The organism is Microbacterium sp. B35-30 (genome assembly GCF_010634855.1).
Classification (GTDB): domain Bacteria; phylum Actinomycetota; class Actinomycetes; order Actinomycetales; family Microbacteriaceae; genus Microbacterium.
Genome location: NZ_MWLQ01000017.1, coordinates 38,401 through 60,063, shown reverse-complemented (window position 1 = coordinate 60,063; position 21,663 = coordinate 38,401). Strand labels below are relative to the sequence as shown.

Sequence of the window (21,663 nt, the reverse complement as noted above, 5' to 3'; positions counted from 1 at the left end):
CGAGGCCGCACACATGTGCGGGCGGCGACCATGCCTTACCGTGCGATGACCGGAAGCGGAGCCGTCGGCGCGCATTTGGTCGGCTCGTGATCCAGGGGGCCGTACAACTCGGCCAACCTCCATTCCCTCGGCAGCATGTTCAGACGCACCATTCCGCGAGCCGACGGCCGTCCGTAGAACGCGGTCGTGGAGCGTCACGCGGAGGCCACCGCCAATGCGCGCGTGATCCTGCGATTCCTTGCTTCGACGAATTCGACTTGGCGTTGCATGAACTCCCCGTACTGTGTGGACGAGGTCGGAAGTGTCGCACCCGTGAAGCCGTCGAACGGCAGGTAGAAGCGGACGGATGAGGAGTCATCCACCAGATCCTGCAGCAGGAAGAAGTCGACGTACCGGTCGAAGTCTCGGAAGAGTTGGAAGAAGCCCTCGTTGGCCGTGAGGACCAGGCTCAGCGGGCTATCTTCGCCGGCGTAATGCCGGCGAATGCACTCGAGCGTGAGATCGAAACGGTCTCTGATACGCGGATGAGTGCCACGTCGTTGGTTGACCGTCTGCATCCCGTTCACGCGCTCCGCAGGGAAGATTAGCCGGCCACCGATCGAAAGGCCGACCGAGTGGAAGTGGGCGCGTACATCCTCGGGGACGAGATCGTAGAACTGTCTGCACGGGCGCTTACTCGAGTTGGCGAGGATATCGCTGGATAGGTACAGGTCATCGCGGTCACCGCTGTACCGCAATAGGAACGAACCCCTGCGACGCACTGACTCCAACTCGAACATCGTGCCGTCTGGCAGCGGTCGGCTCCACAAGAGGCGGTGATACGACTGGAGCGTCGGGCTGTGCCTGTCCGAGTCACGCCCGCGCGAGTCTGCTCGGAAGTCGAGAGTGGTGTCGATCTGAGCGCCGTCGATCATGCTTCGGACGATACAGCCACGGTCCGACGACTAGCACGCCACTCTGCCTCCTCAAACCAGTCATGGCCCGGCCAGGTAGGATCCCCTTTCGAGCGGTGCGCGATTAGGGGACCGCGATAGGCGATCGGATTTCACACCAGGCGTTGACCAGCAGTGCGGTGATTCATCGGCGACCGTGTGAAGAACATCAGCATTCGAGATCGTCGACTCGCAGGAGCCGAGGTTTCTCACTCGCTGCTAGTCATTCCCCGAAGGAGCCGTGGCGACGAGGTCATGACCGTCGGCCGCGCCGTCCACCCGTGTGCACCACCAAAGGATGTCACCCACTGTTACTGCCGCTCAGAGGGGTCATCGCGGCCGATGAAGCTGAGCACACGCTCCCCGAGAGATGACGCCCGACGCTTGGGATGCGATCCCGGTGCTGCTTGAACTCTTACCGACCCGTCTATCAGTCCCTTCCTGCTGAGTTCTTCGCATGCGATACGCACCATCTGGCGTTTCTCGTCGTCCGGCCCCCCTAATGCATCCTGGAGAAGGCCGTCGCGCTGTTCGCTTCCTTCGTGCATCCGCATGGGCATGCCGCGGGTCTCAAACCATTGGCGCGGGTCAGCGAAGTACTCCAGCGCAACCACCTGTAGGGGCGTCATGCCAAGCACGATGGGGAGGAGGCTCTCACGTTGGTCCAAGGAGAACGTGGACCATCCGTTTGAATTTGCCAGAACACGTGCAAGCAACTGCCGCCGGCTTGTGTCAGCTGTCTCTCGAGCCTCGCGCACAATTCGGTAGGCGGTAGCGAGGAATTCGTCGTCCTCACCCCGCGCGATCGCGGCCACCCGCTCCTCGGTGATCGCTCCCTTCGCAACTACCATCGCGAAGAACTCCTCGTCTCGCTCGCGTTGACGCGCACTCGCGACTGCGGTGAACGATCCCACGATTGCGCCGACAACCGGGATCTCGCCTGCGATGGCGTCGACGATCCCTGCGATGGTGTTCCGTGCTTGACCGCTATCTGGAGAGGGCATGGGCTGATCGTATTCGGCGGTAGCGGTGGCCGCCGCCGTGGTCTCCCTCTGCGAGACTCGCGAGATGGACTTGCAGCAGGCTGTTGACCAATTCCATTTTGCCCTGAAGCATTGTGACAACATCGTGGAGGTTCATCGTGACCACGGGGGTCCACGGCGAGGACGCCGGCCGAAGGAGGCATCGCTCAACCGCGCGTCGTTGTTCTTGCGGTAGCGGCATGGCAAGCCGCTGTCGAGGACATGACGACCGCGATTCTTGACACAGCACGTCCGACCGGCCCGGCGCCGATCGACGTTGCCCGATACGACGCGAATGTTGGGCCGATTCGCAAGGCGATCAATGACTTCGCGACTCCGAATGCACGGAATACGCGCCGCCTCATGTCGAGCGCTGGATTCGATCCGCAAGTGCACTGGACCTTCATCACCGCTGGTGGGCGCGGAAAGCAGGGCATCAGGTGGACCCCGGCCATGACTGAAGCGCGCCTCGATGAGTGGCTCCAGGTACGGCACGCTTTGGCGCATGGCCACGACTCGCTCCCTGAAGTCGACGCCTTGTTGACGGTGCGCCTCAAGAAGACCGCGGGTGCCCCGTGGCTTGAACTCAAAGACGCGGAACAGTGTGTAGCGTTCCTGAACCGGCTCGTTCGACTCACTGCGAGTGCCGTCGCGAATCACCTCGGGGTAGCGATCGATTATCCGCGATCGTAGCCTCCCACCGCTCGGTAGCGCCCACTGTCCGCCTCGATCCGCATGCGGTCACGTGCACGAGCGGGATCCCTAAACGGGCAGTGCGCGCTTGAGGGGGATAGCGGGCAAGCTATGTGGGCGCGCGGCGTGCCACGGCACCGTAGAGCCGCTGTCGATTCTCCGGTCCCACGTCGAGCTTCAGCTCGAGATGAGGAGTGCAGGTACCTCGCTACCCGCCGGCGTTCAGTTCGGCCTCGTACTCCGCGGCGGACTCCATGATCTCCCACTGCTCGACGAAGCTGTCCCATTCCCGTAGGTAGGGACGATGCGACTCGGTGCCGTTGCTACAAAGCACATCGTCGTGCCAATCAGCGTTATACGTCGCGGAGTGCGTGCACGACCAGGAGCCGAGGCCGAGCTCTTCACGCACTCGCGCCTCAGACTCTCGCCTACATCTGGACGCAAGAAATGTGGTACCCGCTGCCGATCTGGGCCCCGAAGGTCCCGTCCTTGCTCTTCTACCAGCCCCAACGGGTGCGCTCGCCGTGACTTCGTCCGGGAGTACCTGGACTTGGAACGGCGCTCGCCGCCGATGGACAGAGGTGCAAGACCTGGGTCCACGATCGTCCGACATCTGCGGCGTATGGCACCGCCAAGACAACGCTGGCGTGATCTTTGATGCGCTCACGGGATCGACGTGGAAGTTGACCCCACCAGACTGAGTAGTGGCGCACAACGAAGCTGAAACAGCGCGGCTTCGACTCACTCGCCAGAGGCCGACACCGATCGGGTCAAGACCGGCCTCGCCGTCGCCCAAAGTGCCACCGCCACCGACGCCGTCGCGAGAGCGGACTGACTCTAGACAAGGCGGCGATCCTGCTGGAGTTCGACGGCGACACCGACACCGTGATGGAGCTGACCAAGGTCGCCACCACGGATCCGGGATACCTCGCGGTCGCGGTCGAGCGGGCACGGCAGGACCGGGTCGCGCGAGACGCGAAGGAGACGGTCGAGCAGGACGAAGCCGCCAAAGGACACCGAATCCTCGACGAACGGCCCAGCGACTACACCACGCCCCCGTACCCGGGTACGGACGCTCCGGTTGGCTCGCCTGGAAGCCCTCGGGCTGTGGAACCGCGGAGCGGCCGTAGAGGACTGGGAAGGCCCGACGCAGCGGCACACGCGACGCGACGATAAGCGGTTCGAGCGTTGGACGGACCTCGACGTCGAGACCCATCCCGAAGCCTGAGGAGCGCGTCGCTCGGCGGGAGCACGCAGAGGGCCCGTGGCGATCGCCACGGGCCCTCTGGATGTTGGTGGGGGAGCTGGGTCACTCCGGATTCGGCTGGAACCCGATGCGCTGAGGCTCGGAGGTGCTACCCCAGGTACGCTCCTGTGCGCGCTTCGATTCTTCACGGTGAACCGTGTTGTATTCATTGATCAGTTCGAGGAAGCGTGCTTCATCGTTTTCGTTATAACGGTGAGATTTCATGGCGATACCTCCTTCGTAGTTCCATCATGCACTGTTTTCGGAAACGAGAGGGTGATTGCTTCACGGATTCACGGCGTGGACTGCGGCGATGAGCTTCGCGACCGATTCCAAGAACGTAGCGTGAACCGACGACAGTCCGTTCTTCTCGCTGCTGTTCAGCGAGAGCATCCCGATGACGGTTCCGTTGTTCGAGATCACGGGCACCGAGACGAACGACCGGTACGTTCGGTCGCCTTCTTCCAAGCACAGCAGCCGACGTTGCTTGCGTTTGCGGATGTTGCCACACACGACGCTCTGCCCGGCTTTGATGCGATCGACGACGGCCCTCTCCTCAAGCGCGCGGGGGTTGGTGCGCCGGCTGCTGACGAACTGTTCGCGGGCTGACCCGGCGGCACGGTTCACCCGGGTCAGAGTATTGCCGGACAGGGCGTAGAAGTTCGCGTCGGCCATTGTGCCGGGATCCCGAGGTGCGAACAGCCGGCAGTGCATCGTCAGCTCCGTCATCGCGTCGACGTACTTGTCCTGTTCCAGAGGCCGCGGGAGCATGATGAGCCGAGCGCAGAGGGGCACGAGCGATGCTCTGACGTCGGTGAGCATGTCGGTCTGTATGGCCCGCACGCCACGGTCGTATCGGACGGCGGCGATGACCGCGCCGGCGGCGGACACCAACGCGGCGATGATGATGAGCCCGACGGTGAGTTCGTCGCCGATGACGTCACCGGACTCCTGCCACACGGTGCCGAACAGGGCAAGCGCGACAGTGCCGATCGCAGTGATGAGGTGAGGCCAGAATCGGTCTAGCAATGACCCCAGGACTGCAAACATGCGCCCCACCCTAGCGGGCACGCCGCCCCTGCCCCCGGCGGCCCGCAAGGTTGAAGCCGCCCGGGACCAATCGTGCTTCAGTTCGCCGAGCAGCAGTCGGCCACACGCAGCGTCCAGTGCTCGGATCGCTAATGGCGTAGGCGACCGTTCAGGTCCCACCGACAGGAGCGCAGTGTCCGCGTGGCGCCGGGGGCAGGATGGTGCGAGACCGCGCGCGCCAGCTCGTCGTCGAGCAGGGCGGCGGTGGCAGGACGGCGTCACTAAGACAACCAGCACCCTTGTAACCGGCGACTTCGATGAACACACGTTTCGCCCCGGCGCCGCCTTCTGATCGAAGCTGACGAAGGCGTTCGCGCAGGGGGACGCCGGGGCGAACGCTGGAGATCATCACCGAGGAAGCGTTCATCACCGCCCGACCATCGGTGAGCAGGAACTGCGCACGACTCGGGGCTCGAAACGCACGGACGAAAGTGCCCGACTGGGTGGTCACACAGGCTCGGAACGGACCGGGTTAGGACTTCTGGGGGTGGTACCGCAGGGCACTCGCCCATCCGTGCGGTCGAGCCTCGGGCGGCGAACCGTGCATCTGGTGCGAGGTCCCAGTCCCGGCGAAGACGCACTGGATCCACCGCGACCGACATGTCTGCGGCGCCTACTGCAACGAACGGCTCGAGCGTGGCGCACGGCGTGCGTGGGATCGTGAGGGCATCCCCGTCCGCTCGGTGGACGGGGAGTACTGAGAGGCTCTCTGCCCCTGCTCCGTCACGGGGTTTGCGGTCACCTGGACGCTGGCGATGGAGCCCAGATCACAACGAAGGTGAGCACTCCTGCCGAGGCTCACCTCTAGTCGCTGCTGACCGCGCGGCCCGTGAGAAGTGGAATGACGTTGGACGTTCTGCTCTGGACCTCTACGTCATCGTCACGGCCATCGAAGCGAGGGACCCGTGCAATGGCGATGTCGAAGAGGTCGCGGGGCGCGCGCGCCTGATCCACGAGTGACTCGCGCGAGATGCCCGACGCCTCCAGCAGCTCCGTCGACCGTGGCAACATGGACGGCTGCTCGACCGCTGTCACCAGGCCGGGCTCGTTCCTGCGCCAACCGCGCTGGCTCAGGGTGATGATGGCGTTGCGGTAGGTCACGTCGCTGATGGTGCCCAACCGGCGCGCGCGGAAGAGGAGCGCCTGGATGCTGACGCCCCACTGCTCCTTGAGCGTCCCGAGGGCGTCCCACGCGCGAGCGTTCATCGCCATCGGCAACACGTCCCGAATCTCCGCCGCCGGCATCAGCAACTCCGACGCGAATCGGTTGGCCTGCTCCTCGACGACGCGACCGCCGGGCTCGGCGTCACGATGCATCACGAGATGGCCGAGTTCGTGGGCGACGTCGAACCGCTGTCGGTAGTAGTCGCTCTTGACGGGGTTGAGGACGACCACGGGTCGGCTCGCGGACTCGAAGGAGTACGCGTCCACCGAGGATGTCTGCGTCGGGCTGAACACGACGAGCACACCGTGGTTCTCGAGCAGGCGCACCATGTGCTTCATCGGTCCCGAGTCGATGCCCCATGCACGCCGGAGCTCGCGGGCTGCCTCCTCTGGGCCCTCTCCCACGTCTTCGACTGACACCTCGAAAGAAGGAACGTCGACCTCGGGGAACTCGACATGCTTCTCGATGGCGTCCGCGATGTCGACGGCAAGCAGTCCATACGCGAACGCCTGGTCACGAGCCCGCTGGCTCGTCGACCGCAGGGAGCGGAAGTGAGGGACAGCGTCCTCGGTTGTCGCTGCTGTGCCTCGGGGTGCGAAGAACGCCGGTGTGACTCCCAGACCCAACGCCAACTGGGCCACGTTGGCAGCGGTGGGACGCTTTGTTCCTGCCTCCCACGCAGCGACGGTCGTCGCGCTCTTCTCGATGCGAGCGGCCAGGTCGCTCTTGCGCAGACCCTCGAGCTGACGTGCGAGTGTTAGCCGGTCGCCGGCGAAGAGGGTGGGCACCTGTGGGGTGCTCAACCTGCGTCCTCCGCTTCATCCTTCTTGCGCAGGCGCACGGTGACGTCCGGTTCCTGCTGCGTCGGCGCGGGAGCGTCGGGGACCACACGGCCGGCCTGGTCGGGCTCCGGTCCGCTCAACAGATGCTCATGCCAGTGCCACGGTCCCCCGAGGTCGTCGTTGTAGCGGGCGTGACCGATGGCGAGTTCGCGTTCGGCTGTCTCGCGGTCCAAGGCATGCACCAGGACGAGCGTGGGCATGGGCACCGTCGGAAGGTCATCCTGAGAAGCGAGATCGTTGCGCTGCTCGATGTCGAGCATCACGTCGAGCAGCGTCAGAAGTTCCGTCTCGTCGGGCCTCTGGCGGGCAACCGCCTGAAGCGTCGGGCTAGCCTTCGTCCAGTCGATCCCTGCGATCTGACCTCGCGAGAACGAGTGAGTGATGAATCGGAACCCGCCAACCGTCCAGCCGTTGCTGCCGCGGAAGTTCGAGCGGGTCACCGTTCCGGCGGGCATCACGGGCATCGTGAGACGCGCCCGCTCGCTCAGTCCCTCGTAGAGGACATCGAGGCCGACCGACTCCATGCCTTCGGCGACTTCATACTCTCCACAGGAGAAGACACGGTCGAGGCGGTCGGCGATGAGTTCATACCTACCGACCCCGGCGGTGAGTGCTCCGTACCCGTTGCCGCGGGTGAGGTCGTCGAGCGCCTGCTCACAGGCGGAGTTGAAGGCCCATGCGATGCCGCGTGCGACATCGTTAGCCTGGAGGACATCGAGGGCGCGTTGGCGGGTGATCACGGGATCAGAGTACACCCACAGCCAGTATTCGTGTTCGTGGAATCACCCGCGTGTCTACTTTTTCGTCGCAGGCGCGCTGTAGAGTGTGGATCGCACGAAGGAGCCCCGACCGGCAGTTCAGAGACGGGCTCTAGGCGCAGCAGGTCGGGGCTGAGGTGTCTGGTCGACTCCTTGACTCTAGAGGCTCCGTGGTCTCTGCACGAGTGGGCTCAAGTCCGGTCGGGTGATCTGCTTCTCGGCAACAGAGAAGGAGTGCATCATGGCGAAGTCATCGTCACGGTCGTCCAAGCCCTCGAAGGCCTCGCTGAGCAAGGCGGGACGGACGCTCGCGTCCAACTCGTCGAGCAAGCCGGCCAAGTCGAAGGCGGGCTCGACGCTCGGCAAGGGCTAAGCATCGAGGGGGTCGACGGCGTTGCCGTCGGCCTCCTCCGCTGTGACCACCCCCGTCAACTGCCCCAACCTGGTCGCTCAGCGGTCGGGCACCGAGCGCAATCGGGTCGATCATCGCACGTAGATTGCGAAGCTATTAGCAAGCGTCTCGCTCGCGGGGTGCGCAACGATCGCATGTCCTTCATGTCGGCGCTGGGAGTGAGGATCGTTCGGACGCCCGAGCGCAGCGCGTTGTGCAAGATTGTGGTGCGGCGCTGACTTACGAAGGGTCCCGGTTGCGCTCGCGGGCGATCGTCGTGACGGCGGCAGAGAGCGGTGCGGGCTGGTATTCGCGAGAGGTTGAACGTAGTGGACATCGACGAGATCAGCAGAGCGGCGGAAGCGTGGGTCGCGGCCGGCCGCGATGAGGACGTGCTCCGGTACAAACGGTGTCGAATCGTCTATGAAGCAATTGGTGACGCATCCGGCGAGGTGATGGTTGGACTGGCAACGGAATTCGGCTCACGGGCAGGGATCAGTGTTGTAAGCGTTAGACAGCAACGCGACGCCTGGCTCCTTGCCCTCCGTGGGTCCACGCCGACCGTGGAGACCATCAAGGCCGCGAGTCGACTGACGACGCAGGGAGCGAAAGGTCTCGCCGAAGCACGCGACCGGCTTGCGAGTGTGAAGCGTTCGGAGGTCGACTTCATCGCTGAAGCCGAGCGAATCTGGGCAGTCTTCGAGGCCGCCAAAAAGGCGCGTGACGCGTAGCCGAGAATGCGCGACACCCCTGGCGCCGCCCGGCAGCCGGTCACTCATCGTGCGTGCGTTGGGCGGCAGGCCCGCCTGCGTTGGGCGCCGATTCGAACCCGGACGTCGAGGTCGCCCTTGCTCGAATAGCCCGCCCGGTGGGTGGCGCGGTCATCGCACGCCAATCGAGCGCGGCGACCAGGCCCCGTCTCCGCTTCGGGTCAATGTCATTCCAGAGTTCTCTACTCGACGAGGATCCACCATCGGCGCCACCGATCCGTATATGTTGAATGGCAGAATGGATCTGCAAGTAGTGCGAGAGATCTAGCCTGAAATCAACCATCGGGGTGGACCGTGGGAAGCATAGAGCCGTACGACACAGCGTCCGGTCGTCGCTATCGCGTGCGATATCGGCGGCCTGATCATCGTCAGGCTGCGAAGCGCGGCTTCCGAACGAAACGCGAGGCCGAGCGCTACCTGATCTCTGTCGAATCGCAGATGCTGACGGGCGACTTCATTGATCCGGCGAGCTCTCGTGTGACTGTGGGCGAGCTGGCGCCGGACTGGCTGGAAGTAAAGCGGATGAAGCTGAAGCCGTCGAGCTACAAGCTGCTGGACGACGCGTGGCGTGTCTACGTGGAGCCTCGATGGGGTGCAGTGCAGCTGGGCGCGATCGCGCATTCCGACGTGCAGAAGTGGATCACGGAAGTGAGCAGGGGGACGGCGCACACCGTACGTCGGTACCACGCCAGGACGGCCGAACAGGGCAACCGCCCGAAGAGCGCAACCGTCGTGATTCGTGCCTACGGCGTTCTCGCGGCCGTCCTCGATGTGGCAGTGAAGGACCGGCGCATCCCGCGCAATCCGGCTCGCGGTGTCGACCTTCCGCGGAAGGGCAAGAAGCGCCACGTGTACCTAAGTCACGAAGAGGTCGGCAGGCTCGCCCGCGCAGCCGGCTCGACCTACGCGAGCGTCGTCTACGTCGCTGCCTACACGGGCCTGCGCTGGGGAGAACTCTCCGCGCTCCGCGTTCGTGATCTCGATCTAGAACGTCGCCGCCTCTCAGTCAATGAGAATGCCGTGCGGGTCGGATCCGAGCTGCACGTCGGGTCACCGAAGACCCACGAACTGCGCTCCGTCGGGTTCCCGAACTTCCTGGCGGAGCCCCTCAAGAGCCTTGCCGCGGGCAGGGGCCCGGTGATCTCCTCTTCGGCGACGGACAGGTCTACATCCAACGCCCTCGATCGTCCGGTGCATCACGATCCTGGTTCATGCGCGCACTCACCGACGCCGGTCTACCCCGGATGACGGTGCACGATCTGCGACACACCGCGGCGTCCCTCGCGATCGCGTCGGGAGCGAACGCCAAGGCGGTCCAGCGAATGCTCGGACACGCTTCGGCAGCGATGACGCTCGACGTCTACGCCGACCTCTTCGACGACGATGTGGACGCCGTCTCGGCCGCCCTCGACCAAGCCCGTACGGCGGCCATTGTGTCCAAACCGCGTCCACAACCCCAATTAGACGAAGATTGAAGGGTCCCGATCCCGTGAAAACACTGGGATCAGGACCCTTCAGGAGTGGACGCGACGGCGGGAGTCGAACCCGCAACGCTGCCGGGTATGAACCGGAGCCCGGGACCGCCCGGATCGCCGCGATGACACCACGCTATCCCGACGCGCATTGCTTGCGGATGAGCGTGAACGATGGTTTCGCTATGCGTCGTGATGTGACGCACGCGGCGGCCGCGGCATCCGTCCCATCGAAGTCATCATTGCAGCAGCGCCGCACGGACGGGTGACGTCTCGGGCCAGGACAGGATCGCGGAACGCAGGTCCGCCGCGGCTTCGGCGGAGAGCGGGGAGTGCGGCGGGCGCACCTCTCCCACGTTGGTGCCCTGGGCGCGGAACAGCTCCTTGAGCACAGCGACGTTGAACTTGCCGTTGCCGGCGGCCCGGATCCGCTCGACGGGAGCCACGAGCCGCACCGCATCGTCCAGCGCGGCGCGGTCACCGTCGACCAGCGCGCGATGCACCGCGAGCGCGAGATCCGGCCGGACGTTCGCGATGCCCGAGGTGAAGCCGGTCAGGCCGAGGTCGAAGAAGTCTCCGGCGCGCAGCTCTGCAGCGCCGTTGACCCATGTGCACGCGTCGGCGGACTCCGTGTGCAGGACACGGGCGAGCGTGTCGATGTCAGCGCGGGCGTATTTGACGCCGATGATCGTCGGCTCGGCGGCCACCGCGCGCAGGGACTCGAATTCCAGACGCGGGGAGCGCAGATAGAGGACGACCGGCAGGGCGGCGCGGGACGCGATCGATAGGTAGTAGGTCAGCACTCCCTCACTGTCGCCGAAAGGGTCAGCGGGCTCGTGAAGCATGGCTGCGTCGTAGCCGAGGCTCGCGGCGTAGTCGATCTCGTCGAGCACCGAGCGCGCGGCACCCGCGAAGCCGGCGATGCGAAGGGCCGGCCCGTGCGCGCGGGAGACCGCGCGCAGGTAGGCGCGCTGCTCGTTGCGGGTGAGCTGGAAGACCTCAGCCGTGTTGCCGAGCGCGGCGATGGCGTGCACGCCGGAGCTCGCCACATCGCCCGCGAGTCTCTCGGTGAACTGTTCGTCCACGCGTCCGTCGCGGTAGGGCGTCACCAGCACGGCGGTGACGCCGGTGAGGCGCTCGCGCGCGTGCGCAGTGGGGGCTTCTGGTGAGGTCATTGTTCGGCTCCGCCCGCGTCGATGATGATCTCGGATGACGCCTGTCGCGCCTGGGCGGTGAGGCCGCCGTCGATCGTCAGCACGTGACCGGTGATGTAAGACGCCTGGTCGGAGGCGAGGAACGACACGGCGGCGGCGATCTCGGCGCCGGTGCCGGCGCGCCCGAGGGGGATCGACTTCACCTCCGTCTGCTGGACGTCCTGCGGCAGGTTCTCGTAGCGGTCGTTCGAGATCGCACCCGGTGCGACGGCGTTCACGCGGACGCCATCGGGTGCGCATTCCAGCGCCAGCGCGCGGGTGAACGATTCGATCGCCCCCTTCGTCGCGTCGTAGGGAACGGCTGATCGGTGCGCCTTCGAGGCGCCGATCGACGAGATGTTGACGATCGACCCGCCATGCGCCCGCAGCAGCGGCGCGGCCGCCGCGGAGCAGAGGAAGGTGCCTCGCGCATTCACGGCGAAGATCCGGTCCCAGTCGTCGATGGTCAGCCGTTCGAACGGCACGCGTCCCTGCATCGTGACCGCAGCGTTGTTCACGAGCACGTCGAGGCGGCCGAACCGTTCTGCCACGTCGGCGAACATGGCGTCGACGGCAGCCGGGTCCGACACGTCGGCGTCCCACCCGACGGCGTCGAGTCCGGCATCCACCATCTCCGCGGCCGCCTGCTCGGCCTCACCGGCAACCACGCCGTTGACCACGACGCGGGCGCCGTCCGCGGCGAACCGCCGCGAGATCGCGCGGCCGATGTTGCGGCTTCCTCCTGTCACCAGAACGACGCGCCCGCTCCAGTACTCGCTGCCGGCGGTCATTTCGTGAGGCTCCCTGCTCGGTCGACCACGGAGGTCGTGTCGGCGGCACCCCAGCGGAGCGGATCGGTGGCCGCCTTCAGCAGCTCGGGGGAGACGGCCATACCCAGCCCAGGTCCCGTCGGTGCGATCAGCGCGGAGTCGCGGAACTCGAGCGGTGTCGCGACCACGTCGCGCTGATACAGCAGCGGACCGACCGGGTCGCTCGCCAGCACATCAGCGGCGGTCGACACACCCACGAGCGCACCCGCCGACGTGCCGATGGACAGTTCCTGCGTCGTGCCGATCACCACTGGCAGGCCGGCGGCCTGGGCGATCGCGAGCACGCGGAGTGCCGGCGTGATGCCCCCCAGGACGAACAGCCCGACGTTGAGGACGTCGACGGCGCCGTCCGAGGCGAGCTGCAACGCTGCGCGCGGGCTGGTGGCGTGCTCGCTCACCGGAACGAGCGTGCGCTCACGCACGAAGCGGAGACCGTCATGGTCGCCCGCACGTGCCGGCGCCTCGACGAACTCGTAGGCGACATCGCGCGTGGACTCGATGAACCGCGCCGCCTCGCGGGCGTCGAGCAGATTGGAGAAATCGAGGGATTTGATCGCGATCGCGTCGCCGAACTCCTCCCGGGCGGAACGCAGGAACTCTCGATCGAGGTCGGCGTTGCGCCCGACGTACACGCGGAAGCGGTGGAACCCGCGCTCCAGCATCCGTCGCACTACGGCGAGGTTCGCCGCGACATCTGCGACGGACTGCTGGCGGAAGATCGGATAGGCGATGGGGAGGGAGTCCCGCACACGCCCACCCATCATCTCCGCGAGGTTCACGTCGAGCAGCTTCGCACGCAGATCCCACAGGGCGACATCCACGCCGCACCGGATCACCCCGGCCTTGTCGTACAGCGAGTCGGAGGAGGGGAATGCCTCTTCGAGCCGACGCGTCAGGGTGTTGGCGTCCCGGACGTCGCGCCCGAGGAGCAGCTCCCGCAGCGTGCGCTCGAGCTCCGGCACGTCGACGTGGTACATCGGCAGATGCTGGAAGTCTGACATCTCTCCGACTGCCTCGATGCCGTCGTCGGACGTCAGCTGCACGATCACATGCCCGCAGACGATCCCCGCCCGCGATGCCGACACCGGCGTGAGCCGGACATCGGCGATCCTGCCGCCCACTATGAACCGGCGCCCGGGGCCACCGGCGCCGAGGCCTCGCCATCTTGCTCCAACGAGGAGATCAGAGCACGGGACGCGCCGCGGATGTGCGAGCGCAGGAGCGTCGTCGCGCGCTCGGCGTCGCCCGCCTCGACGGCATCGAGGATCGAGGAGTGCTCCATCGCCTCGCCGGCGAACTTCGGGTCGACCTGCCAGCCCGCCGTCGCGATGAACGTCGCGAGGACCTGGAGCTTGTCGAGGAAGCTGATCAGCCACTCGTTGCCGCAGAGCGCATACAACTCCCGGTGGAAGCGGCGATTGGCGAGGCTGAGCTGCGCCGGCTGACCGCCGTCGAGGAGCGCCTCCGCAGCCTCGAGTGCGCGTCGTGCGGCGGGCTGCTCGCCGGCACCGTGGAGCGCGATCCCGAGTTGCACGGCCTGAGGCTCGACCGCAAACCGCGCTTCGTTGACCGCGCGCACCGTTGCCTCGTCGAGTCGGCGCACGCTCACCCGCTGATACGAGCTGGCCACGACGAGACCGCTCGACTGGAGCTGCTTGAGCGCCTCGCGCACGGGCGTCTTGGACACCCCGAGCATCTCGGCCAGATCCCGCTCCACGAGGGAGGCGCCTTGGGGGAGGATGCCGTCCAGAATCGCCTGCTGCAGGGTGTCGCGTACGCGGTCGCCGCGAGACGCCGGCTCCTGCAAGGTGAGCGTTCGGAACGCGCCGGTGGATGCATCGGTGGACATGATGCCATATTAGTATGCTGGTATACCAACTCGCAAGAGCGAACGTCCTGCTGCTGTCCGCGGCGTCAAGCCGGCGGGATCAAAGATACTGGTGCATTGGTATACCAGTATGCTAGCGTGCTGACCGCCCCGGATTCCGCGCCGACACCTCGCCATAGAGATGAAACGTGTCAACCTCGCACGGGTCCGGGTGAGGCACCCGACGGTGGGTGCCCGGACACAGCGGAACTGTGAAGGGAAACGTTCAATGACGACTTCTTCTCGCCGGACGAGAGCCGCGGTCGGCGCCACGGGCGCCCTCGCGCTGGTGCTCGGACTGACGGCATGCAGCACGAGCTCCGGCGATGCCGGCAGTGAGGATGTGACGCTCCGAGTGGCGTGGTGGGGCTCGCAGGAGCGACACGACAACTTCCTCTCCCTTATCGACGAGTATGAGGCGGAGAATCCCGGCGTCACGATCGAGGCGGAGTACTCGGATTCCGGCGGACACTGGGACCGTCTCGCGACGACCACCGCTGGCGGTGACGCCCCCGACGTCATCGCCTTCGACAAGGAGCACCTGTTCCAATACGGCGGGCGCGGTGCGCTGGCGGACCTGAACACGCTCGATACGATCGACACCTCCGACTTCCCGGAGGCGTCCATCGATCAGGGCAGCCTCGACGGCGAACTGTTCGGACTGCCGTTCTCGCAGAATGCGTACACCGTGGTGGCCAACGAGGACCTCTTCTCCCAGGCGGGCGTAGAGCTGCCCGACGATTCGACATGGACGTGGGACGACTTCTATGAGGTCTCGAACGCGGTCGCCACCAAGCTCGGCGGCGACGTGCGCGGCAGCGACTACGGCGAGGCCGGCAACGCGACGCTGGAGATGTGGCTCGGCCAGCACGGCGAGTCGCTGTTCGCCGCGGACGGCTCGGCCGAGATCGGCTATGACGTCGACACCGCCGCCGCGTGGTTCGAGCACCTCGAGCACATCCGCGACGCGGCGAGCGGGCCGAGCCCGGATGAGTTCATCGAAGAGATGTCGGGGGTGTTCGAAGAGGGACGCTTCCTGACGAACCGCTCTGCTCTCGCGTTCTACTACGCGAGCCAGCTCCCCGCCCTTGAGACGGCGTCGGGAAGCACCATGGCGCTGCTGCGTCCGCCGTCGCAGGACGGCTCGGCCGAGGAGAACGGACTCGCCCACATCCCTTCCTGGTTCTGGGGCATCTCCAGCCGGACGGAGCACCCCGAGGCGGCCGCTGACCTCGTGGACTTCCTGAGCAACGACCCGCGCGTCGCGAAGACGATGCTGGTCAGCCTGGGCGTCCCCGCCAGCACCGCCAACCAGGAGGTCATCCTGCCCGAGCTGGACGCCACCGGACAGGAGGTCGTCGAGTTCATCAGCGAGACCGGCCCCGAGGTGACGTTCGTGCCGCCGTCCTCACCGCCCGGATCGGGATCGGTCGGCGACAGTGTCATCCGCTACATGGAGGAAGTCCTGTTCGACCGTCTCGAGCCCGCCGACGCGGCCGCTCAGTTGACGGCCGAGATCGAAGACCAGCTCGCTCGAGGCTGAGTCGGCCTGGCGGCCGAGCGCTCCCCGCGCTCGGCCGCTGTCACCTCGCCCCGGCCCCTCTCGACACCTACGCATGCAAGGACGCGAACCATGCCCGACGCTCTCGTCATCCACCCGGCCGAACCCTCCGCCCGCGTGCAGTTCGGAATCGACACGCTCGCCCGAGCACTGGCGGATGCCGGATACTCGGTCGCACGATCGACCGACCCGCTCGCGGCGCGGCCTGAGGGGGTTCGCATCCTCTTGGGGATCCACGGCGCCTCAGCCGACTTAGTCGCTCTCGAGCACCGCGACATCCTGCTGTACAACACGAGCACCCCGGAGGGTGAGGGATTCGTCCTGTCGTCGCTCCCGGGAACGCTGACTGTCGTCGCGGGCGGAAGCGATTCGGGCCTGCTGTACGGGTGCCAGGAACTCGCGCTCCAGATCGACGGCTACGGCGACATCCCGCGTGACCTGGATCTGGGCGAGACCCCGGACCTCGTCCTGCGCGGCCCTGCGATCGGTCTGCAGAAGACGACGGTCGAGGCGCCCCGGCAGGTGTACGAGTATCCGATCAACGAGGAACGGTTCCCGTGGTTCTACGACCGCGAAACCTGGATCGACCTGCTCGACCTGCTGTTCTCGGAGCGGGCGAACGTGGTGTACCTGTGGAGCGGGCATCCCTTCGCGTCCTTCGTACGCCTCGACGACTATCCCGAAGCGCAGGAGGTCACCGACGAAGAGCTGGAGCAGAACCGGGCGCTGCTCACGTGGCTGGCTGCCGAGGCCGATCGGCGCGGGATCTGGATCGTCGTCAAGTTCTACAACATCCACATTCCCCTGCCGTTCGCCGAGCACCATGGCATCCCGCTCCACCAACCCGCGCCTACCCCGCTCACGAGCGACTACACGCGCAAGTCGATCGCGGCGTTCGTGGGTGACTTCCCGAACGTGGGCCTCTACGTCTGCCTCGGCGAAGTGCTTCAGGGTGACATCTACGGCACGGAGTGGTTCGTCGACACGATCCTCGCTGGCGTCCAGGACGGGATCGCCGCATCCGGGCGGGAGGAGATCCCGCCGGTCATCGTGCGCGCCCACGCCATCGACCTGCAGCCGGTGCTCGCCAAGGCGCTGGAGGTATACCCGCGACTGTTCACCGAGGCGAAGTTCAACGGCGAATCGCTCACGACGTGGAACCCCCGCGGCAAGTGGCAGGGCATCCACCGCGACATCGCAGCGCAGGGAAGCCTTCACATCGTCAACATCCACATCCTCGCGAATCTCGAGCCCTTCCGGTTCGGCGCGGTCTCATTCATCCAGAAGAGCGTGCGGGCGATCCGTCACCGTCTGGAGTCGCATGGCCTGCACCTCTATCCGCTCTTCTACTGGGAATGGCCGCTCTCGCCCGACAACGTGAGCCCGCGCCTGCGCCAGATCGATCGCGACTGGATCTGGTACGCGGCGTGGCTGCGCTACGCGTGGCGTGCCGACCGCGATCCCGCGACCGAGCGGGAGTACTGGATCGGCGTGCTCGCTGCCCGCTTCGGCGACCGGGATGCTGCGACCGCCGCTCTCGACGCCTACGAGGCGATGGGGCAAATCGCGCCGCGCCTGGTGCGGCGTCTCGGAATCACCGAGGGCAATCGGCAGACGCTCAGCCTGGGCATGACGATGAGCCAGCTGACCAACGCCGCGCGTCATCGCCCCTGGGCGGACCTGTGGGATTCGCACGCTCCCGCAGGGGAGCGCCTCGAGGAGTACGCCCGGCGAGAGCTGCTCGGCCAGCCGCATGAGGGCGAGACCCCGGTGTCCGTCGTCGACGACACGCAGTTCTTCGCCGACCGCGCCCTCGCGGCGATCGACCGCGGGCGCGGCGCGGTGAAGGCCGCTCACGCCGAATATGACCGGCTGGCTCAGGATGCCGAGGCGATCGCCCTGCTCGAGGAGTTCTATCGCCTCCGGGTCAGGGCGGCCGTCGACATCGTCGCCTACCGCGAGGATCGCCTCGTCGACGATGCCGCGCCGACCGCTCGCCTGCACCGCGCCGCGGAGCTGATCGACCGGAGCGTCGTCACGTACACGCGGCTCACCGAACTCGCCGCGCGCACGTACCTTCATGCGAACAGCATGCAGACGCCGCAGCGCAAGGTTCCGTTCCCCGACGGCGCGGCATTCTCGCACTGGCGCGACTGCCTGCCGTTGTATGCCGAAGAGGCACGCAACTTCCGCGCCAATCTGGCGCGGCTCGAGTCGGGGGCGTCGTCCGCGATGTCGACCGACTCGACGCCGTCGCCGTTCGAATCGGTCCCGTATGCGCTGTTGTCGGACAACGGCGAGACGTTCACCGTGCGGCCGGGTGCGTCGGTGTTCGCGGATGCCGACAGCAACCTGCGTGAACTCGCGCCGGAGCTCGACGGGCTCACCGGGGTGCGGGTCGGTCGCGGGGAGGCCTTCGAAGGACAGGTCGCGCTGCGGCTGCGCCTCGACGAGCCCGGGCACATCCTGGTCGGATACTTTCAGAGCACTGACCCCGTCTGGCTGCGTGTGCCCGACCTCGAAGTCGACACACACGCCGACGCGCGGGGCGGCCTCGAGCCGATTCTGCGGTCGGCGGCAGCCGTCGACTTCCTGCCGCCGGTGAATGTGCACGCGTTCGCGTTCGAGGCAGGCGAACACACGCTCGCGCTGGGCACCGGGGCGTATGTCGTCCTAGGCGCGGTGCGCGCGGGGCAGGAGTTCACCGGTCGGACCGCTCTCGGCGAGTCCGACGATGCCCTCACACTCGACTGGCTCTACGAGAGCCCGTCCGTCGAAGCGCGAGAGGCGGTGCGGACGTGAGCGCGATGACCGAACTCGTCAGCATCCGCAAGACGAGGGTGCGGCGCGTAGGCAAGCCGAGCAAGGCCGAGCGCCGCGAGGGACGTGCGGCGTACCTGTTCCTGCTTCCCTGGATGATCGGGATGCTGGCGCTCACGGTCGGACCGATGCTCGTCTCGCTGTACCTGTCGTTCACGGACTACAACCTGCTGCAGACGCCGGAATGGATCGGGCTGGACAACTTCACCCGCATGCTGGACGACGCGCGACTTCACAATTCGTTCGGCGTCACGTTCCGCTTCGTGTTCATCTCGGTGCCGCTGCAGCTGATCGCGGCCCTGCTCCTCGCGGTCGTCCTGGACCGGGGACTCCGAGGACTCGTGATCTACCGGTCGATCTTCTACTTGCCGTCGCTGCTCGGCGGATCGGTCGCCATCGCGGTGCTGTGGCGTCAGATCTTCGGCATCGAAGGACTGGTCAATCAGATCCTGGCGCTCGTCGGCATCGAAGGACAGGGATGGGTGTCATCGCCCGACACCGCCCTCGACACGCTGGTCATCCTGAGCGTCTGGACCTTCGGGGCGCCGATGATCATCTTCCTGGCCGGCCTGCGTCAGATCCCGACGATGTACTACGAAGCGGCATCCGTCGACGGAGCCGGCCGCGTCCGGCAGTTCTTCCGGATCACGCTGCCGCTGCTCACGCCGATCATCTTCTTCAACTTCGTGCTTCAGATCATCGGCGCGTTCCAGTCGTTCACGCAGGCGTTCGTCGTCTCGAACGGCTCCGGCGGGCCCGCCGACTCGACCATGTTCTACACGCTGTACCTCTACCAGATGGGCTTCACCAACTTCGACATGGGCTACGCATCGGCGATGGCGTGGGTCCTGCTCGTGATCATCGCGATGTTCACGGTCGTCAATTTCATCGCCTCGAAGTTCTGGGTGTTCTATGACGACTGAGCTCGCGCCCCCGAAGGCATCCGCTCCGATGACGGCACCGAGCGCGCCGGAGCCGGATTCGACCGCCCGCAGGCGGCTGCTGCGGTCCATGGCGACCCGGCGGTTCGTCAAGCACGCGATCCTGATCGCGTGCGGCCTGGTGATGATGTATCCGCTGCTCTGGATGATCGTCAGCTCACTGCGACCCAACGAGGAGATCTTCCGCACTCCGGGTCTCTGGCTCGACACGTTCGAGGTCGGGAACTATATCGACGGCTGGAATGCGCTCTCGGAGCCGTTCGGGCACTACCTGGTCAACTCGTCGATCATCGTCCTCGGATCGATCGTCGGAAACCTGCTGTCGTGCTCGATGGCCGCCTACGCATTCGCGCGGCTGCGGTTCCGCGGTCGGGGCATCATGTTCGCCGCGATGCTCGCGACGATCATGCTTCCGGTGCACGTCGTCATCGTGCCGCAGTACATCATCTTCTCCCAGCTGGGATGGGTGAACACGTTCCTGCCGCTCATCGTCCCGAAGTTCCTGGCGACCGAGGCATTCTTCATCTTCCTGATGGTGCAGTTCATCCGGGGCATACCGCGTGAGCTCGACGAGGCCGCCCGCATCGACGGCTGCGGGCACTTCCGGATCTACTTCCGGATCATCCTGCCGCTGATGGTGCCCGCCCTCGCCACCACCGCGATCTTCACCTTCATCTGGACATGGAACGACTTCTTCGGCCAGCTGATCTATCTCACCCGCCCCGACATGTACACCGTGCCCGTGGCGCTGCGCGCGTTCGTGGACGCGAGCTCGGACTCGTCGTGGGGTTCGCTGTTCGCGATGTCGATCGTCTCGCTCCTCCCCGTGTTCGTTATCTTCCTGTTCGGTCAGCGCTACCTCCTCAAGGGCATCGCGACCACGGGGGGCAAGTGACGAGCGCGTCGGGCAGGCAGGGAGCGGATGCCGTCGAGTCGATCGAGTTGGCAATCCTGTCGGTGCCGCTCGCCCGGCCCATGAGTGACGCGAAGGTCCTGACCGGGCGCCAGCGACCCATGGCCGAGATCAGCGTGCTCCTCGCGGAGGTGCGCACCGCACACGGCCTCTACGGACTCGGGTTCAGCTACTCCACAAGAGCCGGCGGCCCGGCGCAGTACGCGCATGCGGTCGAGATCGCTCACGCGGCGCTCGGCCTGGATCCCAGCGACATCGGACGCATCGGCGACAGGCTGCGGTGGGCAGGTGCGGCGGCCGGGCGTGCGGGAATCGCGCTGCAGGCGATCGCCGCGATCGACATCGCACTGTTCGACGTGAAGGCGCGTCGCGCCGGCCTCCCGCTCGCGAAGCTGCTCGGAGCGCATCGGGATTCCGTGCGGGTGTACAACACGTCGGGCGGCTATCTGAACACGCCGCTGGGGGAGGTGCTCGACAACGTCGACCGTTCCATCGAGGCGGGACTGGGCGGCATCAAGCTCAAGGTCGGGCAGCCCGACGTGCGCGCCGATCTCGATCGGGTGCATGCCGTCCACGAACGGATCGCCGGTCGCGTGCCCCTCATGGTCGACGCGAACCAGCAGTGGGATCGCTCGACGGCCCTGACGTGCGGCCGTCTGCTCGAGGAGTTCGGCCTGGCGTGGATAGAGGAGCCGATCGACGCGCACGACTTCGTGGGGTTGTCCGATCTCGCGGCACGACTGGACACGCCCATCGCCTCCGGCGAGATGCTGTCGGGCGTCGCCGATGTCGCGCGTCTCATCGAGCAGCGTGGAGCCGACATCGTGCAGGCGGACGCGCCTCGTCTCGGCGGCGTCTCACCGTATCTGCGGGTCGCCGAACTCGCCGATCAGGCGCATCTCGACATGGCTCCGCACTTCGTGATGGAGTTGCACGTGCACCTCGCGGCGGCGTATTCGCGCGAGCCGTGGGTCGAGCACTTCGATTGGCTGAAACCGCTGTTCGACGAACGCTGCGAGATCCGAGACGGGCGGATGCTGCTGCCCACAGCCGCCGGCATTGGGCTCACCGTGAGCCTGGCGGCGCGGCGGTGGGTCACCGAGAGGGTCGTCGTGCGCTGATCTTCCACGACGCATGACGGATGCCGCAGCCTCGGCT

The 21,663-nt window shown here is 66.2% G+C and carries 21 protein-coding genes and 1 tRNA gene; 10 read left to right on the top strand and 12 right to left on the bottom strand.

Going from position 1 to position 21,663, the window contains the following annotated elements:
• Window positions 1–194: 194 nt before the first annotated feature.
• Both B2K11_RS09405 and B2K11_RS09400 read right to left on the bottom strand, forming a co-directional pair.
• A complete protein-coding gene (locus B2K11_RS09405; protein WP_163618020.1) occupies window positions 195–914 on the bottom strand; it encodes a hypothetical protein in 720 nt (239 codons plus the stop codon).
• A 329-nt stretch (window positions 915–1,243) separates the two neighbouring features.
• Window positions 1,244–1,936, bottom strand: coding sequence for a hypothetical protein (locus B2K11_RS09400; protein WP_163618019.1), 693 nt, complete (start codon window positions 1,934–1,936; stop codon window positions 1,244–1,246).
• Window positions 1,937–2,176: 240 nt separating this feature from the next.
• On the opposite strand from B2K11_RS09400, the gene B2K11_RS09395 reads away from it, so the two are divergent.
• Window positions 2,177–2,647 (top strand): hypothetical protein, encoded by a 471-nt coding sequence (locus B2K11_RS09395; protein ID WP_163618018.1) that lies wholly within the window; start codon window positions 2,177–2,179, stop codon window positions 2,645–2,647.
• Between the two features lie 208 nt (window positions 2,648–2,855).
• Here B2K11_RS09395 and B2K11_RS20750 read toward each other — a convergent pair whose 3' ends face one another.
• From B2K11_RS20750 to B2K11_RS09375, 5 genes are all read right to left on the bottom strand, one after another.
• Window positions 2,856–2,981, bottom strand: coding sequence for a hypothetical protein (locus B2K11_RS20750; RefSeq protein ID WP_275576763.1), 126 nt, complete (start codon window positions 2,979–2,981; stop codon window positions 2,856–2,858).
• 975 nt (window positions 2,982–3,956) lie between these two features.
• The gene (locus B2K11_RS09390) at window positions 3,957–4,118 is read right to left on the bottom strand and encodes a hypothetical protein (RefSeq protein WP_163618017.1); all 162 of its coding nucleotides are present in this window, start codon (window positions 4,116–4,118) and stop codon (window positions 3,957–3,959) included.
• Window positions 4,119–4,178: 60 nt separating this feature from the next.
• Window positions 4,179–4,943, bottom strand: coding sequence for a GAF domain-containing protein (locus B2K11_RS09385; protein ID WP_163618016.1), 765 nt, complete (start codon window positions 4,941–4,943; stop codon window positions 4,179–4,181).
• 843 nt (window positions 4,944–5,786) lie between these two features.
• On the bottom strand, window positions 5,787–6,950 hold the full coding sequence (locus tag B2K11_RS09380; RefSeq protein ID WP_204260070.1) for an XRE family transcriptional regulator: 1,164 nt from the start codon (window positions 6,948–6,950) through the stop codon (window positions 5,787–5,789).
• On the bottom strand, window positions 6,947–7,729 hold the full coding sequence (locus B2K11_RS09375; protein ID WP_163618015.1) for a hypothetical protein: 783 nt from the start codon (window positions 7,727–7,729) through the stop codon (window positions 6,947–6,949). Before B2K11_RS09375 ends, B2K11_RS09380 begins: the two co-directional genes overlap by 4 nt.
• A gap of 259 nt (window positions 7,730–7,988) precedes the next feature.
• Here B2K11_RS09375 and B2K11_RS20745 point away from each other — a divergent pair, with 259 nt between their 5' ends.
• The 4 genes from B2K11_RS20745 to B2K11_RS20610 all read left to right on the top strand — a co-directional run bounded on the left by B2K11_RS20745 (window position 7,989) and on the right by B2K11_RS20610 (window position 10,383).
• Window positions 7,989–8,120 carry a hypothetical protein gene (locus tag B2K11_RS20745; protein WP_268932567.1) on the top strand — a complete coding sequence of 44 codons (132 nt, stop codon included), beginning with the start codon at window positions 7,989–7,991 and terminating at the stop codon, window positions 8,118–8,120.
• A gap of 347 nt (window positions 8,121–8,467) precedes the next feature.
• A complete protein-coding gene (locus B2K11_RS09370) occupies window positions 8,468–8,869 on the top strand; it encodes a hypothetical protein (protein ID WP_163618014.1) in 402 nt (133 codons plus the stop codon).
• A gap of 477 nt (window positions 8,870–9,346) precedes the next feature.
• A complete protein-coding gene (locus tag B2K11_RS09365) occupies window positions 9,347–10,156 on the top strand; it encodes a site-specific integrase (protein WP_239525889.1) in 810 nt (269 codons plus the stop codon).
• Window positions 10,120–10,383: a tyrosine-type recombinase/integrase gene (locus B2K11_RS20610; RefSeq protein WP_163618012.1), complete on the top strand. Its 264-nt coding sequence runs from the start codon at window positions 10,120–10,122 to the stop codon at window positions 10,381–10,383. Before B2K11_RS09365 ends, B2K11_RS20610 begins: the two co-directional genes overlap by 37 nt.
• 46 nt (window positions 10,384–10,429) lie before the next feature.
• On the opposite strand, the gene B2K11_RS09355 is transcribed toward B2K11_RS20610, so the two are convergent.
• From B2K11_RS09355 to B2K11_RS09335, 5 genes are all read right to left on the bottom strand, one after another.
• Window positions 10,430–10,505: transfer RNA gene (locus B2K11_RS09355), tRNA-Met, on the bottom strand.
• 114 nt (window positions 10,506–10,619) lie between these two features.
• Window positions 10,620–11,555 carry a dihydrodipicolinate synthase family protein gene (locus B2K11_RS09350; protein ID WP_163618011.1) on the bottom strand — a complete coding sequence of 312 codons (936 nt, stop codon included), beginning with the start codon at window positions 11,553–11,555 and terminating at the stop codon, window positions 10,620–10,622.
• Window positions 11,552–12,364, bottom strand: coding sequence for an SDR family NAD(P)-dependent oxidoreductase (locus B2K11_RS09345; RefSeq protein ID WP_163618010.1), 813 nt, complete (start codon window positions 12,362–12,364; stop codon window positions 11,552–11,554). Before B2K11_RS09345 ends, B2K11_RS09350 begins: the two co-directional genes overlap by 4 nt.
• A complete protein-coding gene (locus B2K11_RS09340; RefSeq protein ID WP_204260069.1) occupies window positions 12,361–13,524 on the bottom strand; it encodes an enolase C-terminal domain-like protein in 1,164 nt (387 codons plus the stop codon). Before B2K11_RS09340 ends, B2K11_RS09345 begins: the two co-directional genes overlap by 4 nt.
• Complete coding sequence (locus B2K11_RS09335; RefSeq protein WP_163618009.1) at window positions 13,524–14,252, bottom strand: GntR family transcriptional regulator; 729 nt, start codon at window positions 14,250–14,252, stop codon at window positions 13,524–13,526. Before B2K11_RS09335 ends, B2K11_RS09340 begins: the two co-directional genes overlap by 1 nt.
• 247 nt (window positions 14,253–14,499) lie before the next feature.
• Here B2K11_RS09335 and B2K11_RS09330 point away from each other — a divergent pair, with 247 nt between their 5' ends.
• The 5 genes from B2K11_RS09330 (at window position 14,500) to B2K11_RS09310 (ending at window position 21,626) form a co-directional block, all read left to right on the top strand.
• On the top strand, window positions 14,500–15,813 hold the full coding sequence (locus B2K11_RS09330) for an extracellular solute-binding protein (protein WP_163618008.1): 1,314 nt from the start codon (window positions 14,500–14,502) through the stop codon (window positions 15,811–15,813).
• Between the two features lie 90 nt (window positions 15,814–15,903).
• Window positions 15,904–18,633, top strand: a complete 2,730-nt coding sequence (locus B2K11_RS09325) for a hypothetical protein (protein ID WP_163618007.1) — start codon at window positions 15,904–15,906, stop codon at window positions 18,631–18,633.
• Window positions 18,630–19,574, top strand: a complete 945-nt coding sequence (locus B2K11_RS09320) for a sugar ABC transporter permease (protein ID WP_163618006.1) — start codon at window positions 18,630–18,632, stop codon at window positions 19,572–19,574. Before B2K11_RS09325 ends, B2K11_RS09320 begins: the two co-directional genes overlap by 4 nt.
• Before the next feature lie 88 nt (window positions 19,575–19,662).
• The gene (locus tag B2K11_RS09315) at window positions 19,663–20,487 is read left to right on the top strand and encodes a carbohydrate ABC transporter permease (RefSeq protein WP_239525925.1); all 825 of its coding nucleotides are present in this window, start codon (window positions 19,663–19,665) and stop codon (window positions 20,485–20,487) included.
• Window positions 20,484–21,626, top strand: a complete 1,143-nt coding sequence (locus tag B2K11_RS09310) for a mandelate racemase/muconate lactonizing enzyme family protein (RefSeq protein ID WP_239525888.1) — start codon at window positions 20,484–20,486, stop codon at window positions 21,624–21,626. Before B2K11_RS09315 ends, B2K11_RS09310 begins: the two co-directional genes overlap by 4 nt.
• Window positions 21,627–21,663: the final 37 nt, after the last annotated feature.

Excerpts from the sequence above, each read along its gene's own strand:
- B2K11_RS09405 (WP_163618020.1), bottom strand. The coding sequence starts at position 914 with ATGATCGACGGCGCTCAGATCGACACCACTCTCGACTTCCGAGCAGAC.
- B2K11_RS09400 (WP_163618019.1), bottom strand. The coding sequence starts at position 1,936 with ATGCCCTCTCCAGATAGCGGTCAAGCACGGAACACCATCGCAGGGATC.
- B2K11_RS09395 (WP_163618018.1), top strand. The coding sequence starts at position 2,177 with ATGACGACCGCGATTCTTGACACAGCACGTCCGACCGGCCCGGCGCCG.
- B2K11_RS09390 (WP_163618017.1), bottom strand. The coding sequence starts at position 4,118 with ATGAAATCTCACCGTTATAACGAAAACGATGAAGCACGCTTCCTCGAA.
- B2K11_RS09385 (WP_163618016.1), bottom strand. The coding sequence starts at position 4,943 with ATGTTTGCAGTCCTGGGGTCATTGCTAGACCGATTCTGGCCTCACCTC.
- B2K11_RS20745 (WP_268932567.1), top strand. The coding sequence starts at position 7,989 with ATGGCGAAGTCATCGTCACGGTCGTCCAAGCCCTCGAAGGCCTCGCTG.
- B2K11_RS09365 (WP_239525889.1), top strand. The coding sequence starts at position 9,347 with ATGCTGACGGGCGACTTCATTGATCCGGCGAGCTCTCGTGTGACTGTG.
- B2K11_RS20610 (WP_163618012.1), top strand. The coding sequence starts at position 10,120 with ATGCGCGCACTCACCGACGCCGGTCTACCCCGGATGACGGTGCACGAT.
- B2K11_RS09350 (WP_163618011.1), bottom strand. The coding sequence starts at position 11,555 with ATGACCTCACCAGAAGCCCCCACTGCGCACGCGCGCGAGCGCCTCACC.
- B2K11_RS09345 (WP_163618010.1), bottom strand. The coding sequence starts at position 12,364 with ATGACCGCCGGCAGCGAGTACTGGAGCGGGCGCGTCGTTCTGGTGACA.
- B2K11_RS09335 (WP_163618009.1), bottom strand. The coding sequence starts at position 14,252 with ATGTCCACCGATGCATCCACCGGCGCGTTCCGAACGCTCACCTTGCAG.
- B2K11_RS09330 (WP_163618008.1), top strand. The coding sequence starts at position 14,500 with ATGACGACTTCTTCTCGCCGGACGAGAGCCGCGGTCGGCGCCACGGGC.
- B2K11_RS09325 (WP_163618007.1), top strand. The coding sequence starts at position 15,904 with ATGCCCGACGCTCTCGTCATCCACCCGGCCGAACCCTCCGCCCGCGTG.
- B2K11_RS09315 (WP_239525925.1), top strand. The coding sequence starts at position 19,663 with ATGGCGACCCGGCGGTTCGTCAAGCACGCGATCCTGATCGCGTGCGGC.